Source organism: Streptomyces sp. DSM 118878 (assembly GCF_052936595.1).
The window spans coordinates 6,223,178-6,239,165 of record NZ_CP193622.1 but is presented as its reverse complement, the minus strand read 5'-3'; the positions used below and the strand labels follow the sequence as shown (position 1 = coordinate 6,239,165).

Genomic DNA, 15,988 nt, shown 5'->3' with positions numbered 1-15,988 from the left:
AAGGCGGCCGCTGGTCAGGCGGTCTTGCGGCCCCTCGGCCATGGCCTGGGTTATCGGTCCCCGAAGATCGTGCGGTGCCAGTCCTTGCGGACCACCGCGGTGTTGTCGAACATGACGTGCTTGACCTGGGTGTACTCCTCGAAGGAGTACGCGGACATGTCCTTGCCGTAGCCGGATGCCTTGTAGCCGCCGTGCGGCATCTCGCTGAGGATCGGGATGTGGTCGTTGATCCAGACGCAGCCGGCCTTGATCTCGCGGGTGGCGCGGTTGGCACGGAACACGTCGCGGCTCCAGGCGGAGGCGGCGAGCCCGTAGGGGGTGTCGTTGGCGAGCCGGATGCCCTCGTCGTCGCCGTCGAAGGGCAGGACGACGAGGACGGGCCCGAAGATCTCGGACCGCACGACCTCGCTGTCCTGCGCGGCGTCCGCGATGAGGGTGGGCTTGTAGTAGGCGCCCGGGTGCTTCGGCGCCTCGCCGCCGGTCACCACGCGCGCGGAGGAGCGGGCCCGGTCGACGAAACCGGCGACGCGGTCGCGGTGCGCGTGCGAGATGAGCGGTCCGAGGTCGGTCGCCGGGTCGAACGGGTCGCCGAGCCGCACGGTCTCCATGAGGTCGGCGACGCCCTGGACGAAGGCTTCGTAGAGCGGCCTCTGCACGTACGCGCGCGTGGCGGCCGTGCAGTCCTGCCCGGTGTTGATGAGCGCACCGGCGACCGCGCCGTGCACGGCGGCGTCGAGATCGGCGTCGTCGAACACGACGAAGGGCGCCTTGCCGCCGAGCTCTAGGTGGAGCCGCTTGACGGTGGCGGTGGCGATCTCGGCGACGCGCTTGCCGACGCCCGTGGACCCGGTGAAGGAGGTCATGGCGACGTCGGGGTGGCCGACGAGGTGCTCACCGGCGTCCTGGCCCGCGCCGGAGACGATGTTGACGACGCCGTCGGGGATACCGGCCTCGGTGGCGGCACGCGCGAAGAGCAGCGAGGTGAACGGGGTCAGCTCGGCGGGCTTGAGGACGATGGTGTTGCCGGCCGCGATCGCCGGGAGCACCTTCCAGGCGGCCATCTGGAGCGGGTAGTTCCAGGGCGCGATGGACCCGACGACACCGATGGGCTCACGGCGTACGTACGAGGTGTGGTCGCCGGAGTACTCACCGGCCGACTGGCCCTGGAGATGCCGGGCCGCGCCCGCGAAGAAGGCGGCGTTGTCGACGGTTCCGGGGACGTCGAACTCCCGGCTCAGTTTGATCGGCTTGCCGCACTGCAACGACTCGGCCAGCGCGAACTCCTCGGCGCGCTCGGCGAGCACGCCCGCGAAGCGGTGCATGGCGTCGGAGCGCTCACCGGGGGTGGCCCCCGCCCAGCCGGGGAACGCCTCGGCCGCGGCGGCCACGGCGGCGTCCACGTCGGCTCTTCCGGCGAGTTCGTACGAGAACACGTCATCGCCCGTGGCGGGGTCGACGACGGCGTGAGTGCGCCCCGACGTCCCCCTGGTCAGGCGCCCGGCGATGTACTGGGCGCCGTCCGCGAAATGGTCCTGCGCCTGGAAGTTGTGCATGACGCTCTCCTCCGCCGCACGCCCCGTCCTACGGGGCCCGGCGTAGCTCCAGATCGATTTGAGTGCCGATCCTGACAGAGCAGTTAATGCCCAACAAGTGATTCCGTTGTTGCCTTTTGGTTACGCGACGGAATCTGTCGACCAGGTGTCGAGTCGTCCCGGAAAACCCAGGACGGAATGTCAGTGGTGCGTGCCGGACGCGCGTGCATGACGGAGATCGCCGGGGAGCGGCCGGGCCGAGCCTGCTAGGCGTTCGCCGAGAGTGGGGCCGTATGGGGCGGGCCGCCGGGCGCACCCGCGTCGTCGTCCCACTCCCCCGCCGACCCCACGATCAAGAAGACCAGCAGGGCCGAGCCCAGCACGATGCCGGCCGCCCCGCAGATGATCCCGGCCAGGGCCTGGCCACCGTTCGTCGCCTCGCCGCGCTTCGCCTTGCCGCGGCCCACCACGCCGAAGATCATCGCGAGGATGCCGAGGACGATGGCCAGCGGCCACAGGCAGAAGCCGACCGCCGAGATGATGCCGAGGACGAGTGCGGCGACGCCTATGCCGTTCGAGGGCGCCATCGGCATGGCGGGCCAGCCGTATCCCGGCGGTCCGCCGGGCATGCCCTGCCCCGGATAGCCGTATCCGGGGTGCCCGTACCCCGGGTGCCCGTATCCGGGGTACCCGCCCCCGCCCGGTGGCCCCTGCTGCCCCGGAAACGCGGGAGGTCCCTGCTGTCCCGGATGACCGGCGAAGCCCCCGTACCCGTACGGCATGGGCATGGGCATGGGCGTCTGCCCCGGCCCCTCAGGCGAAACCGGAGGCGGCGGCACCGGCTCGCCGGGCGCCGCGAAAGGGTTGGCCGCACCGGGAGGCGGCACGGGCCCCGCAGGAACCGGCGGGGCCCAGGGCCCCTGCTTCGGCGGCGGAACCGCGTCCTCCGGCGGCGGCGCCCAGGGGTCCCGCTCCCCCGGCGCCCCCGCGCCGTCCTCGGGCATGGCGGACATGACGACCCCTTCTTTCGTACGTTCCGTCATGCTACGGCCCTCGCTTCGCCCCCACGCCCCGCGGCCTACGATGATCCCGACCCATCGATCAGCCGATCAAGCCCGTTCCTGGGGAGGAACCGTGACCGACCAGCAGCCCGCAGCCGCGGCGACGAAGCCGACACAGCAACCCGCGGGCATGGCCCCGGCCATGCCCACGCCCGCACCGGGTCTCGCGCGAGACCCGCACGCCTTCATCGCAGGGCTGCCCAAGGCGGAACTGCACGTGCACCACGTCGGCTCGGCCTCCCCCCGCATCGTCTCCGAGCTCGCCGCCCGGCACCCCGACTCGGCCGTGCCGACCGACGCCGAGGCGCTCGTCGACTACTTCACGTTCACGGACTTCGCCCACTTCATCCAGGTCTACCTCTCCGTGGTGGACCTGATCCGCACCCCGGACGACGTCCGCCTGCTCACCTACGAGGTGGCCCGTGACATGGCCCGGCAGAACGTCCGCTACGCCGAGCTGACCATCACCCCGTACTCCTCCGTCCGCCGCGGCATCGAGGACCGCGCCTTCATGGACGCCATCGAGGACGCCCGCACGGCCGCCGAGAAGGAGTTCGGCACCGTACTGCGCTGGTGCTTCGACATCCCCGGCGAGGCCGGGCTCACCTCCGCCGAGGAGACGCTGCGGCTCGCCGTCACCGACACGCTGCGCCCCGAGGGCCTGGTCTCCTTCGGCCTCGGCGGGCCCGAGATCGGCGTGCCGCGCCCGCAGTTCAAGCCGTACTTCGACCAGGCCATCGCGGCGGGCCTGCACTCGGTGCCGCACGCGGGCGAGACCACGGGCCCGGAGACCGTCTGGGACGCCCTGAACCACCTGGGCGCCGAGCGCATCGGCCACGGCACCACGTCCGCCCAGGACCCGAGACTCCTCGCCCACCTCGCCGAGCGCGGCATCCCGCTGGAGGTCTGCCCGACCTCGAACATCGCGACCCGCGCCGTCCGCACCCTCGACGAGCATCCGCTGAAGGAGTTCGTCGCGGCCGGGGTGACGGTGACGATCAACTCCGACGACCCGCCGATGTTCGGCACCGACCTCAACAACGAGTACGCGGTCGCGGCCCGCCTCCTCGGCCTCGACGAGCGCGGTATCGCCGCCCTGGCGAAGAACGCCGTCGAGGCCTCCTTCCTCGACCCGGCGGGCAAGGCCAGGATCGCCGCCGAGATCGACACGTACACGGAGACATGGCTCGCCGTGTGATCACGGCAGCACAATGGGGCCATGCGCAACGTGACTGCTGTGGCCCACCGAGGCGATCCCTACCGCGTCCGCGAGAACACCCTCCCGTCCCTGCGCTCCGCACTGCGGCGGGGCGCGGACGCGGTGGAGATCGACGTCCGTCTGAGCGGTGACGGCGTGCCCGTCCTGCTGCACGACCCGACGCTCAAGCGCCTGTGGGGGTGCGAGCGCCCAGTCTCGGTGCTGTCCGCCGCCGAGCTCGACGGCCTCACCGAGGGCGGCCTGCCGACGCTCGCGGCGGCCCTCGCCGCCACCGACGGGCACCGCGTCATGATCGACCTGCCGGGCGCGACGGCCGAGGCGGTGCGCACGGTCGTCGGCGTCGTCGCGGAGTGCGGGGCCGCCGAGCGGGTGTACTACTGCGCGGGCGGCGACACGATGCTCGCCGTGCGCGACGCCGACCCGGGCGCGGAGATCGCGCTGACCTGGACGACGCTCGCCCCGCCGCGCCGCGTCCTGCTCGACGCGGTGAAGCCGCGCTGGCTCAACTACCGCTTCCCGCTGGTCGACCGCGAACTCGCCTTCGACGTGCACCGCATGGGCTGCCTCGTGTCGGCCTGGACCCCGGACACCCGCCGCTCGATGCGCCGCCTGATCGACGCGGGCGTCGACGCCATCACCACCAACCGCATCGACGTCCTGGAGTCCCTGCGCACGCCGTGACCCATCGGGGTACCCGTGCCGGATGAGCGAGATACTGGTGGGGACCTGTTCGTGGACGGACCGCGCGCTGCTGGCCAGTGGCTGGTATCCGAAGGGCCTGAAGGACGCCGAGGGACGCCTGCGCCACTACGCGGGCCGCTTCCCGCTCGTCGAAGTCGACTCCACTTACTACGCGCTGCCCAGTGAGAGCACCTGCCGCTCCTGGGCGGAGCGCACGCCGGACGGCTTCCGCTTCGACGTGAAGGCCTTCTCCCTCCTCACCGGCCACCCGACCCGTCAGGCCGCGCTCCCCGCCGACCTGCGGGACCGGCCGGTGGGCCCCGAGCTGCTCGACACCGTCTGGCAGCGCTTCGACGACGCCCTCGCGCCCCTGCGGGAGGCGGGCCGTCTCGGCACCCTCCTCTTCCAGTACCCGCCGTGGTTCGCGCCCGGCCCCCGGGCCGAGCGGACGCTGGCCGAGTGCGCGAAGCGCGCCGCGGGCCGGCCACTGGCCGTGGAGTTCCGGCACCCCGACTGGTGGCGCGAGGACCGCGGCGCGCGCACCGCAGCGCTCCTGTCCGACCTCGGCATGGCCGCGGTGGCGGTGGACACGGCTCAGGGACTGCCGCGTTCGATGCCTGCCGTGGCTCCGGTCACCGTGGACCGGCTCGCGGTGATCCGCTTCCACGGACGCAGCCCGGCCTGGGGCAACGGCTCCAAGGAGGACAAGTTCCGCCATGCCTACGCGGACGCGGAGCTGGCCGAGTGGCTCCCCCGCGTACGGACGATGTCCGAGCGGGCCGAGGAGCTCCACGTCCTGTTCAACAACTGCTGCGCGGACGCGGCCGTGCGCGCGGCGGAGTCGATGACGCGCCTGCTCGGCTCGGGCTCCCGCGGCTCCGGCGGCTCCGGCGGCTACGGCCCCTAGGGGACACCCCTGCCAATACCCCGGACGGGCCGGGACGTTGACCCCTGAGACGGTACGGGGATCACCCCCTCCGCACCGACGATCCGCGGCGCCCGCCCGCTCACCAGGATGGGAGAACCGAACACCGGCCGATCCAGGAGTCCCCGTGCCGCTGCCCACCCGTGCCGCCATCGCCGCCGCCATCGCGCTCGGCCTCACCGCGGCCGTGGCCGCCCCCGCGCTCGCGCAGGCCCCGAGCGCGCCCGTCGCGGCGGCGGTGTCCCACCCGGCGCCCCTCGCGCGGGCCGACGCGAACGCCCCCGACGGCAAGGCACTGCGCCAGGCGATCGCGGGGCTCCCCAACCCCGACGCGACCGCCGCGCTCGTGCGGGTCGGCGGCCGACACGGAACCTGGCGCGGCAGTTCCGGCGTGCACGACCTGGTCACGCACCGCAAGGCCGACCCGCACGGCCGGTTCCGGGCCGGTTCCACGACCAAGATCGTGACGGCGGCCGTGACGCTGCAACTGGCCGCGGAGGGCAGCCTGGACCTCGACGCCCCGCTCCAGCAGTACATGCCGGACCTGTTCAAGAAGACGAAGGACGGGAGCAAGGACGGGAACGGCGAAGACTTCGCCCCCATCCCCATCCGCACCCTGCTCAACTACACCAGCGGCCTCAGGTCGGGCGACGGCTTCGACGACGAGTTCGCGCACCGCTACGACACGCTGGACCCGCGGACCGTCGTCGCCTCCGCCATCGCCAAGGGCCCCGAGCATGATCCGGGTGACGAGCAGCACTACCGCAACATCGGCTACACCGTCCTCGGCCTGCTGATCGAGCGGGTCACCGGCGACTCGTGCGCCCATCAGGCGGCCCAGCGGATCTTCGGGCCCCTGCGCATGCGCGACACGTACTTCCCCGGCACCGATCCCCGTATCCGTGGCCCGCACAACCGCGGCTACCAGACGATGAAGCGGGCGGACGGCACCACGCATCTCGTCGACGTCACGGAGTGGAACCAGTTCGACCGCTTCGCGGCGGGCGACATGATCTCCTCCACGGCGGACCTGGAGGCCTTCACCCAGGCGCTGTTCGCCGGCGAGGTGGTGCCGCGGCCGCAGCTCAAGGAGATGTTCACGCTGCCCCGCCTGGCACCCGGCGCTCCCGACCCCGTCTTCGGCGCGGGTCTCCAGTACATGAAGATCGACGGCCGGAACATCTGGCTGAAGACCGGCTCCCGCTACGGCTACACGAACATGATCGCCACCACCGAGGACGGCTCCCGCACCTTGGTCTACTCGGTCAACGCGACGGACGCGAAGGGCAAGACCATGAACCCGGTCGCCCACCGCATCGCAGAGGCAGCACTCAACTGAGACCCGCCGTGCCGCGGCTTCACAACCCCGCCAGCGCGTTCCACCGTCTCGCGAACTCCGGGCGTTCCTTCGATGTGATGTCTCGGGCTATGGCGAGGCGGGTGCGCATCGTGTCGTCCGGGAAGATCAGGGGGTCTTCCGCGAGGGCTGCCAGGTCCTTGTCCTTGGAGGAGGCGAGGACGTCGCGGGCGGCCGGGACGGGGCAGACGTAGTTGACCCAGGCGGCCAGTTCCGCGGCGACCTCGGGGTCGTAGTAGTGGTCGATGAGCTTCTCGGCGTTGCGCTTGTGGCGAGCCAGGTTGGGCACCATCAGGGACTCGGCCCAGAGCTCGGCGCCCTCCTCGGGGACGACGAACTCGATGTCCGGGTCGTCCGCCTGGAGCTGGATGACGTCGCCGCTGTACGCCTGGCAGGCCAGGACGTCGCCACTGGAGAGGTCCTTGATGTAGTCGTTGCCGGTGAAGCGGCGGATGTGGTGGCTGTCCACCATCTTCTCGACCTTGTCGCACATCCGGTGGAAGTCGTCGGCCGTCCAGGCGCGGATGTCGACACCATCGCCCTGGAGCAGCAGCGCGAACGCCTCGTCGAGGCCGGAGAGGAGTGTCACCCGGCCCTTCAGGTCGTCGGCCCACAGGTCGGAGACCTGCTTGATCTCCCGGCCCACCTCGCGTCTGTTGTACGCGATACCGGTGATGCCCGACTGCCAGGGCACGGTGTACTTCCGTCCCGGGTCGAAGCGCGGGGAACGCAGCAGCGGGTCCAGGTACTTCGTGACGTTGGGCCGGCGCGCGCGGTCCATTTCCTGGACCCAGCCCAGGCGTACGAAGCGCGCGCACATCCAGTCGCTGATGACGATGAGGTCGCGGCCGGTGTCCTGGTGGTTCATCAGGGACGGGCTGATCTTGCCGAAGAACTCGTCGTTGTCGTTGATCTCCTCCGTGTAGCGGACGTCGATCCCGGTCCGCTTCTCGAAGGCCTCCAGCGAGGGTCGCTCGGAGGTGTTCTCGTCGTCGGTGTCTATGTACAGCGGCCAGTTCGAGAACGTCAGCCTCTTGTCGCGGGCCGAGCGGTCGGCCGCCGACCGCTCGGCCGGTGCGATGTACGCGGCGGGCACACCGCATCCCGCGAGCGTGCCGACGGCCGCGCCACCGCCCAGGGCTCGCAGCAGGGACCGGCGGGAGACGAAGGAGGCTCTGGGGTTCGCTGGCACCCCGGCAGCATGCGCCCCCGCGCCCGCGCCGGACAATGGACGCTGCGTCGAGCCCGCCGAGCCTGAGCCGACACCCTGTCGATCACCGCGCCGCCGTACGGCTCACTCGGCGGGCTCCAGCCATGCCGCCAGGTCCCCCGCCGTGACGCGCTCCAGCGGCCCGGCGTCGACCGGCCCCGGGTAGAGGCGGTACACCGTGCCGGACGTGGCCGTCTCCGCTCCCGGCAACTCGCCGTGCAGCAGGGCGAGAAGGGCCCGGCGTCCCGCCTGCTCCGGCTCGGCGCGGAGCGCGTCCGGCTCCCAGCCCTCGCGGATGCGCAGGGCGAAGTCGGCGCGGGGCTCGTCGTGGGCGCGGCGGTAGCCCCGCAGGACGTGACCGTGCCCGCGGACGTACACGTCCCCGTCGGTGCGGGCCGCCGCCGTCCAGCACGCCAGGTCCCACAGGGTGGCCCGGCCGCCCGGCAGGAAGACGTCGAGGAGGTCGTGGCCGAGGCGCCCGAGCTGCTTGCGGTAGCGCCACACGTCGTGATCGACGCCGGCCGTGGCGAGGGTGACGTCCGCCCACCAAGCGCGGCGCGCCCGCAGGTCGACGACCATCGGCACGGTCAGCTTCGCGTCACCCGCGAGGTCGAAGCGCTGGCGGATGGTCCGCGGGTCGTACCTCGCACGCGTCTTGCCCTCCACCGCCATGAACCCCGCGAAGGCGTCCGGCAGTTCGTCGAAGGGCACGTCGTTGTACGAGATGACGGCCGGCACGACGAACCGCACCCCGGCGGCCGCCAGCCGCGGCAGGTCGAGGTCCAGGTACTCGGTGGCGCCGTGCGGGGCGGGCGCCGAGGTCAGGTCGCCGGAGTGCCGGGCGGCGCCGCCCCCGTACTCCAGGTGCGTGTAGTCGCACAGGCCCACGAACCGCCACAGGTCGTCGTAGAGCGCGACGGACAGGTCGAGGTCGACACGCGTGCCCTTGGGCTGGAGCCAGTGCAGGAAGAGCCGCACGGTCTCGCTGTCCGCGGGCATGGGCAGCGAGCTGCCGCGCGGCACGGCGATCAGCGAGGCCGCGGAGGCACGTTCGGCGAACGGCACGGGCAGGTCGGCGAGCGAGGCGTCCAGTACGGCCACCTCGTACGGCTCCCCCTCCCGCTCGGCGAGGCGCCGCACGGCCTCCGCCTCGATCAGCTCACCGGCGCGGCGCGCGGCGCGGGAAGCCAGTGGCGGCCGGTGGTCCTCGACCGCGTAGGCCTTGGTCACCCGTCCGCGCGGGAAGAAGACGCGGCGGTGCCCCGGCACCGTACGGATCTTGAGCTGTCCGTACGCGCCGAGCAGGGGCCCGGGAGCGGTGCGCGGCAGGGCGTGCGCGAGCGCCTCGCCGACCGGCTCCGGCAGGGTCACGGAGCCGGAGCGGGCAAGGAGCAGGTCGAGGCGGCGCAGGAGTTCACCGGGGCGCCCGCGGAGCAGCCCGGCGGCGGCCGTGGTGTCCCAGCGGCCGAGGGCGTCCTCGACGCGGCTCTGCCAGGTGACGACGCGCAGCCGGTCGCCCACGAGCCGGACGCACTCGTACCGCGCGGCTTCGGCGAGCAGCATGCCGCCGAGGCGGGAGTCGTCGAGCGGTGTCCCCCGCAGCACGGCGAAGGCGAGCGCCACGCGCGCGTGGCGGTGCGCGCCCTCGAAGGGGTGCAGGATCTCGCCGGCCCGCTTCCACGTCCGCGGATGCCGGGCCATGTCCTCGGCGAGACGGGCGAAGTCGAGCCGGTCGAGCAGGGCGAGGAGTTCGCGCCGCAGGGGCCGCGGCAGCCCCCGCAGCCGGGGCGGTTCGAGGAGGTCGGGGTCGCCCCCGGACCGTACGACGAGCAGGCGCAGCACATCCGTGGCGGTGTCCGCGTGCCGCGCGACCAGCGGGCGGGTCTCGGCGTGGTCGAGCAGCGGGGCGAGGGCGAGCGCCTTGCTCTCGCGCAGCGGGACGCTCGCGGGCAGCCACGCGGCGGCGTCGGTGGGAGCCGCGTGGCCGAGGAGCAGCACGAGGTCGTCGTGGTCCTGCGCGGACAGGGGCGTGCGGCGGGCGAGGAGCGCGGCGAGCTCGGCCGCCGCGTCGTCCGGTCCGGCCAGGCGCAGGGCGCGCAGGACGGGGCCGCCGTCGCCGTCGTGGACCGGCTCGATCCAGGGGTCGGTCGGTCCGGTGGTCTCGTGGCGGCTCTCGCAGACGGGGCAGGAGTACCAGACGCAGCAGTCGTCGCAGCAGCCGTCGAGCTCGGCGACGCAGCCGTCGCAGAGCAGATGGGCGCAGGGCGCGAGCGCGCGGACCCGGCGCGCCGACTCGCCGCAGGCCATGCAGGGCTGGTGGGGCTGGGCGGCGAGATGGGCGACCACCGCGGAGGTGTAGCGGTCGCAGGCCCGCTCGTACACCGATTCCTGCGGGAAGTTCCTGAAGAGCGGGGCGTGCTGGCGGTCGGCGCCGAGGTGCGCGTCGGCGTCGGAGAGCAGCCCCAGTCCTGCCTCGCGCAGCCGCCGGAGGGGAAGCGCGGTCAGCGCGCGGCGCAGCGGGGCGGTCAACACGTACCCGCGGTCGGCGAGTTCGGCCTCCAGGACGACCACGGCCGCGTCGGTCTCGGCGGACCGTCCGGCGCCCCCGGAGACGTACACGCTCTGCCGTCGGCGCAGCAGCAGCCCGGCGAGGTCGCCGGTCGGCGTCAGCATCTGGCCCCACCCCCGTAGTACAGACATCCCACCCATGTAGTACAGACAGAAGCGGGGGCGGGAAGTGGGTGCGCTACGAATCTTTTTGCAGAAGAAGAAAGAAGGAAGCACACCACGGAGCCGCCCCCGCGTACGCAACGGTACGCGGGGGCGGCAGGCGCGGGCATCCGGATTTCGGTGCCGTCGAACCGGCGGAATCAGCCCTCGATCGACGTCATGACGTGCTTGATGCGCGTGTAGTCGTCGAAGCCGTAGCCCGAGAGGTCCTTGCCGTATCCCGACTTCTTGAAGCCGCCGTGCGGCATCTCGGCGACGAGGGGGATGTGCGTGTTGATCCAGACGCAGCCGAAGTCGAGGACCTTGGACATGCGCATCGCGCGCGCGTGGTCCTTGGTCCAGACGGAGGAGGCGAGCGCGTACTCGACGCCGTTCGCGTGCTCGACGGCCTGTGCCTCGTCCGTGAAGGACTGCACCGTGATGACGGGGCCGAAGACCTCGTTCTGGATGATCTCGTCGTCCTGCTTCAGGCCCGAGACGACGGTGGGCGCGTAGAAGTAGCCCTTCTCGCCGACCCGCTGTCCGCCCGCCTCGACCTTGGCGTGTGCCGGAAGGCGCTCGATGAAGCCGGAGACCTGCTTGAGCTGGTTGGCGTTGTTCAGCGGGCCGTAGAGCACGTCCTCGTCGTCCGGCATGCCGGTCTTCGTGTCGGCGGCGGCCTTGGCGAGCGCCGTCACGAAGTCGTCGTGGATGGACTCCTGGACGAGCACGCGCGTGGCGGCCGTGCAGTCCTGCCCGGCGTTGAAGAAGCCCGCCATCGAGATGTCCTCGACGGCCTTGGCGATGTCGGTGTCCTCGAAGACGACGACGGGAGCCTTGCCGCCGAGCTCCAGGTGGACCCGCTTGATGTCCTTGGCGGCGGACTCGGCGACCTGCATGCCGGCGCGCACGGAGCCGGTGATGGAGGCCATGGCCGGGGTCTTGTGCTCGACCATCAGGCGGCCGGTGTCGCGGTCGCCCGCGATGACGTTGAAGACGCCGGGCGGCACGATGGAGCCGATGATCTCGGCCATCAGGACCGTCGACGCGGGCGTCGTGTCCGAGGGCTTGAGGACGACGGTGTTGCCCGCGGCGAGCGCCGGGGCGAACTTCCAGACGCCCATCATCATCGGGTAGTTCCAGGGCGCGACCTGCGCGCAGACGCCGATCGGCTCGCGGCGGATGATGGAGGTCAGACCCTCCATGTACTCGCCGGCCGCGCGGCCCTCCAGCATCCGGGCCGCACCCGCGAAGAAGCGGATCTGGTCGACCATGGGCGGGATCTCCTCGGACCGCGTGAGTCCGGTCGGCTTGCCCGTGTTCTCGACCTCGGCCGCGATGAGCTCCTCGGCCCGCTCCTCGAACGCGTCGGCGATCTTCAGCAGGGCCTTCTGCCGCTCGGCGGGCGTCAGGTCGCGCCAGGCGGGGAACGCGTCGGCCGCGGCCTTCATGGCGGCGTCCACGTCGGCCTGACCCGACAGCGGCGCGGTCGCGTACGCCTCGCCGGTCGCCGGATTGATGACCTCCGTGGTCCGTCCGTCGGCCGCGTCCCGGAATTCCCCGTTGATGTAGTTGCGCAGACGGCGCAGCTCGTTGGTCACTTCCGGCCCTCCAAGTCAGATGTCCAGTGGATGAGACACCCACACTAGTCGCTGCACCGACGCTTTCAACATACCCAGCGACCTGTAGCTGCGGAATCCGTTACGAGTGAGGTCACAGACAACGGATTTCATCGGTTCGACCTTGCGGAAGTGACGAGACGTCGTGCAGAGTGAGGGCGTGGCCAGTCGCAGCGCAGACCCCAGCAGCCTTCGCGGCTCCCGCTCCGGAAACCCGGGCGGCAGCGGCAATGGGAACGGCACCCCCTCCGTGGACGCCGTATCCCTGGCGATCATCGAGCAGCTCCAGGAGGACGGACGCCGTCCGTACGCCGCCATCGGCAAGGCCGTGGGCCTCTCCGAGGCGGCCGTGCGCCAGCGCGTCCAGAAGCTGCTCGACCAGGGCGTGATGCAGATCGTCGCCGTCACGGACCCACTCACCGTGGGTTTCCGCAGGCAGGCGATGGTCGGCATCACGGTCGAGGGGGACCTCGACCCCGTCGCGGACGCGGTGACCGCCATGCCGGAAGCCGAGTACGTGGTGATGACCGCGGGCTCGTACGACCTCCTGGTGGAAATCGTCTGCGAGGACGACGACCACCTCCTGGAGGTCATCAACAAGCGCATCCGCGCCCTCCCCGGCGTGCGCTCCACCGAAAGCTTCGTCTACCTCAAGCTCAAGAAGCAGACCTATATGTGGGGAACCCGATAGCCGTGAGCAAGGACCTCAGCCAGACCGCGTACGACCACCTGTGGATGCACTTCACCCGCATGTCGGACTACGAGAACGCACCCGTGCCCACCATCGTGCGTGGCGAGGGCACCTACATCTACGACGACAAGGGCAAGAAGTACCTGGACGGTCTGTCCGGGCTCTTCGTCGTCAACGCGGGCCACGGCCGTCACGAGCTCGCCGAGACCGCCTACAAGCAGGCGCAGGAGCTGGCCTTCTTCCCGGTGTGGAGCTATGCCCACCCCAAGGCCGTCGAGCTCGCGGAGCGCCTCGCCGACTACGCGCCGGGCGACCTCAACAAGGTCTTCTTCACCACCGGTGGCGGCGAGGCCGTCGAGACCGCGTGGAAGCTGGCGAAGCAGTACCACAAGCTCACCGGCAACCACACGAAGTACAAGGTCATATCCCGCGCGGTGGCCTACCACGGCACCCCGCAGGGCGCCCTGTCCATCACCGGTCTGCCGGCCCTCAAGGCCCCCTTCGAGCCGCTGGTCCCCGGCGCGCACAAGGTGCCGAACACCAACATCTACCGCGCCCCGATCCACGGCGACGACCCCGAGGCCTTCGGCCGCTGGGCCGCCGACCAGATCGAGCAGGAGATCCTCTTCGAGGGCCCGGAGACCGTCGCGGCCGTCTTCCTGGAGCCGGTGCAGAACGCGGGCGGCTGCTTCCCGCCCCCGCCCGGCTACTTCCAGCGCGTACGCGAGATCTGCGACAAGTACGACGTGCTGCTCGTCTCCGACGAGGTCATCTGCGCCTTCGGCCGCCTCGGCACGATGTTCGCGTGCGACAAGTTCGGCTACGTCCCGGACATGATCACCTGCGCCAAGGGCATGACCTCGGGCTACTCCCCGATCGGCGCCTGCATCATCTCGGACAAGCTCGCCGAGCCGTTCTACAAGGGTGGCAACACCTTCCTGCACGGCTACACCTTCGGCGGCCACCCGGTCTCGGCCGCGGTCGGCATCGCCAACCTCGACATCTTCGAGAAGGAGGGTCTCAACCAGCACGTCCTCGACAACGAGGACGCGTTCTACCAGACCCTGCGCAAGCTGCACGACCTGCCGATCGTCGGCGACGTCCGCGGCAACGGCTTCTTCTACGGCATCGAGCTCGTGAAGGACAAGGCCACCAAGGAGACCTTCAACGACGAGGAGACCGAGCGCGTCCTGTACGGGTTCCTCTCCAAGGCGCTCTACGACAACGGCCTGTACTGCCGTGCCGACGACCGCGGCGACCCGGTCGTCCAGCTCGCGCCGCCGCTGATCTCGAACCAGGACACGTTCGACGAGATCGAGGGCATCCTGCGGCAGGTCCTCACGGAGGCCTGGACCAAGCTCTGAGCTTCGTAGGTGCTGAGCTTCGTAGGTGCTGAGGCTCGTAGGTGCTGAGGCTCGTAGGTGCTGAGGCTCGTGTGATCGAGTGATCTACAACGTCCCCGGGGGCGCCCGTTCGAGTGAGAACGGGCGCCCCCGGGCCACGTCTTTTCCGGGCAGGTCCGCCCGGATACCTAGCGTGCCAAGTGACCGATCGGCCCCGCCTTCGTTCCCCCGTGCAGGGGAGTCGAGCTGATCTGAACCGAGGTGTACGCCATGGTGGCCCCGCCGGACAACGACGTGCTGTGGGCACGCGAACTGCACGTCACACACAACGGCTCCCCTGCCCTCACCGGCGTCTCGCTCGGTGTCCGCGAGGGCGAGATCCTCGTCGTCAACGGCCCGCGCGGCAGTGGAAAAACGACACTTCTGCATGCCCTCTCGGGCCGGCTGCGGCCCCAGAAGGGCGAGGTCTGGTTCGACGGCAGCCCCATCCACACCTTGCGCGCACACAGACGCAAACGGCTGCGCCGCGAGCGCTTCGGCTGGATCGATCCGGAACCCCATCTCGTTCCCGAGCTCACCGCCTGGGAGAACGTCGCCCTGCCACTGATGCTGCGCGGCGAGGCGCACAAGGCCGCCCGGGCGGCCGCGCAGGAGTGGCTCGACCGCCTCGACATCGGCGGCTGCGCCCGCCAGCGGCCGCACGCCCTCCGCCATGCGGAGCGCCAGCGCGTCGCCGTCGCCCGCGCGCTGATCACCACGCCGTCCGTGCTCTTCGCCGACGAGCCCACGGCGCCGCTCCACCGCGCCGAAAGCTCCCATGTACTCCGCACCCTGACGACCGCGGCCCGCACACACGGCATCACGGTCGTCCTGACCGCACACGACACCGAGGTCCCGGTCCTGGCCGACCGAACCATCACGCTGCTGGACGGACGGCGTGTGAGTACGGGGGGTGTGGGGGCTCCGGGGGCTCCTGGAGGTGCGGGTGCTTCGGGCGCTATGGAGCTGGGGGAGGCGTCGGGGGCTGCGGAGGGATCGGGGGCTGCGGAGGCTGCGGAGGCTCTGGAGACTTCGGAGACTTCGGGGGCTTCGGGGGCTTTGGAGGTCGCTCGGAGCTTGGGGTCTGCTGCTGTGTCGAAGGCGGCTGCGGCCTCGGGGGCTGCTGCGGCCTGGGAGGCGGTTGCGGTCCATGGGGCCGCGGTGGCCCCGGAGGTGGCAGCGACGCCGGCGGCTGCCGAGGCCCTGGAGGCCGTCGACGAGACCCCGGGGGCCGCTGAGACCTCGGGGGTTACCGAGGCCCCGGAGACCGTTGAGTCCCTGGGGGCTGCTGTGGCCTCGGGGGCGGCTGCGGTGCCGGAGGCTGCTGAGATCCTGGAAGTCGCCGAGGCCCCGAAGACCGCCGAAGCCTCGGGGGTCGGCGAGGTCCCGGGGGGCGGCGAGGTCCCGAAGACGGCTGAGACCCAGGAGGCTGCTGCGGCGCCGGAGGCTTCGGATGCTGCTGAAGCCTCGGAAGCTTATGCAGCCTCCGAGGCTACGGAAATGCCGGAGGCTGCTGATACCGCGAAGTCAGCTGAGACTTCCGGGGCTGCCGAGGGTTCGGGCGCTGCTGCGGTGCCGGAGGCTTCCGAGGCTAGTGAACCC

Annotated in this window: 10 protein-coding genes and 2 pseudogenes; 7 read left to right on the top strand and 5 right to left on the bottom strand. The window is 71.3% G+C overall.

The window, feature by feature from the left end; genetic code table 11:
* Positions 1 to 50 precede the first annotated feature (50 nt).
* Together ACRAKF_RS27860 and ACRAKF_RS27855 are read right to left on the bottom strand one after the other, a co-directional pair.
* The gene (locus ACRAKF_RS27860; RefSeq protein WP_447040280.1) at positions 51 to 1,553 is read right to left on the bottom strand and encodes a gamma-aminobutyraldehyde dehydrogenase; all 1,503 of its coding nucleotides are present in this window, start codon (positions 1,551 to 1,553) and stop codon (positions 51 to 53) included.
* A gap of 245 nt (positions 1,554 to 1,798) precedes the next feature.
* Positions 1,799 to 2,545, bottom strand: a complete 747-nt coding sequence (locus ACRAKF_RS27855; protein ID WP_447040279.1) for a DUF4190 domain-containing protein — start codon at positions 2,543 to 2,545, stop codon at positions 1,799 to 1,801.
* Positions 2,546 to 2,632: 87 nt separating this feature from the next.
* On the opposite strand from ACRAKF_RS27855, the pseudogene ACRAKF_RS27850 reads away from it, so the two are divergent.
* From ACRAKF_RS27850 to ACRAKF_RS27835, 4 genes and pseudogenes are all read left to right on the top strand, one after another.
* Positions 2,633 to 3,791: pseudogene (locus tag ACRAKF_RS27850) on the top strand (adenosine deaminase).
* A 21-nt stretch (positions 3,792 to 3,812) separates the two neighbouring features.
* Complete coding sequence (locus ACRAKF_RS27845) at positions 3,813 to 4,493, top strand: glycerophosphodiester phosphodiesterase (RefSeq protein WP_447040278.1); 681 nt, start codon at positions 3,813 to 3,815, stop codon at positions 4,491 to 4,493.
* 22 nt (positions 4,494 to 4,515) lie between these two features.
* Positions 4,516 to 5,400, top strand: a complete 885-nt coding sequence (locus ACRAKF_RS27840; RefSeq protein ID WP_447040277.1) for a DUF72 domain-containing protein — start codon at positions 4,516 to 4,518, stop codon at positions 5,398 to 5,400.
* A gap of 145 nt (positions 5,401 to 5,545) precedes the next feature.
* Positions 5,546 to 6,757 carry a serine hydrolase domain-containing protein gene (locus ACRAKF_RS27835; RefSeq protein WP_447040276.1) on the top strand — a complete coding sequence of 404 codons (1,212 nt, stop codon included), beginning with the start codon at positions 5,546 to 5,548 and terminating at the stop codon, positions 6,755 to 6,757.
* A 19-nt stretch (positions 6,758 to 6,776) separates the two neighbouring features.
* Here the strand turns inward: ACRAKF_RS27835 and ACRAKF_RS27830 are convergent, their stop codons facing one another.
* From ACRAKF_RS27830 to ACRAKF_RS27820, 3 genes are all read right to left on the bottom strand, one after another.
* Positions 6,777 to 7,967, bottom strand: a complete 1,191-nt coding sequence (locus tag ACRAKF_RS27830) for an ABC transporter substrate-binding protein (protein ID WP_447040275.1) — start codon at positions 7,965 to 7,967, stop codon at positions 6,777 to 6,779.
* A gap of 102 nt (positions 7,968 to 8,069) precedes the next feature.
* Complete coding sequence (locus ACRAKF_RS27825) at positions 8,070 to 10,658, bottom strand: MXAN_6230/SCO0854 family RING domain-containing protein (RefSeq protein ID WP_447040274.1); 2,589 nt, start codon at positions 10,656 to 10,658, stop codon at positions 8,070 to 8,072.
* Between the two features lie 197 nt (positions 10,659 to 10,855).
* Complete coding sequence (locus tag ACRAKF_RS27820; protein ID WP_447040273.1) at positions 10,856 to 12,295, bottom strand: gamma-aminobutyraldehyde dehydrogenase; 1,440 nt, start codon at positions 12,293 to 12,295, stop codon at positions 10,856 to 10,858.
* Between the two features lie 163 nt (positions 12,296 to 12,458).
* Here ACRAKF_RS27820 and ACRAKF_RS27815 point away from each other — a divergent pair, with 163 nt between their 5' ends.
* The 3 genes and pseudogenes from ACRAKF_RS27815 to ACRAKF_RS27805 form a co-directional block, all read left to right on the top strand.
* Positions 12,459 to 13,004 (top strand): Lrp/AsnC family transcriptional regulator, encoded by a 546-nt coding sequence (locus ACRAKF_RS27815; RefSeq protein WP_447040272.1) that lies wholly within the window; start codon positions 12,459 to 12,461, stop codon positions 13,002 to 13,004.
* Positions 12,989 to 14,368 (top strand): aspartate aminotransferase family protein, encoded by a 1,380-nt coding sequence (locus tag ACRAKF_RS27810; protein ID WP_447040271.1) that lies wholly within the window; start codon positions 12,989 to 12,991, stop codon positions 14,366 to 14,368. The genes ACRAKF_RS27815 and ACRAKF_RS27810 overlap by 16 nt, the downstream gene beginning before the upstream one ends.
* A 249-nt stretch (positions 14,369 to 14,617) precedes the next feature.
* Positions 14,618 to 15,340 (top strand): annotated as a pseudogene (locus ACRAKF_RS27805) (ABC transporter ATP-binding protein); the annotation flags it as partial.
* Positions 15,341 to 15,988 lie beyond the last annotated feature (648 nt).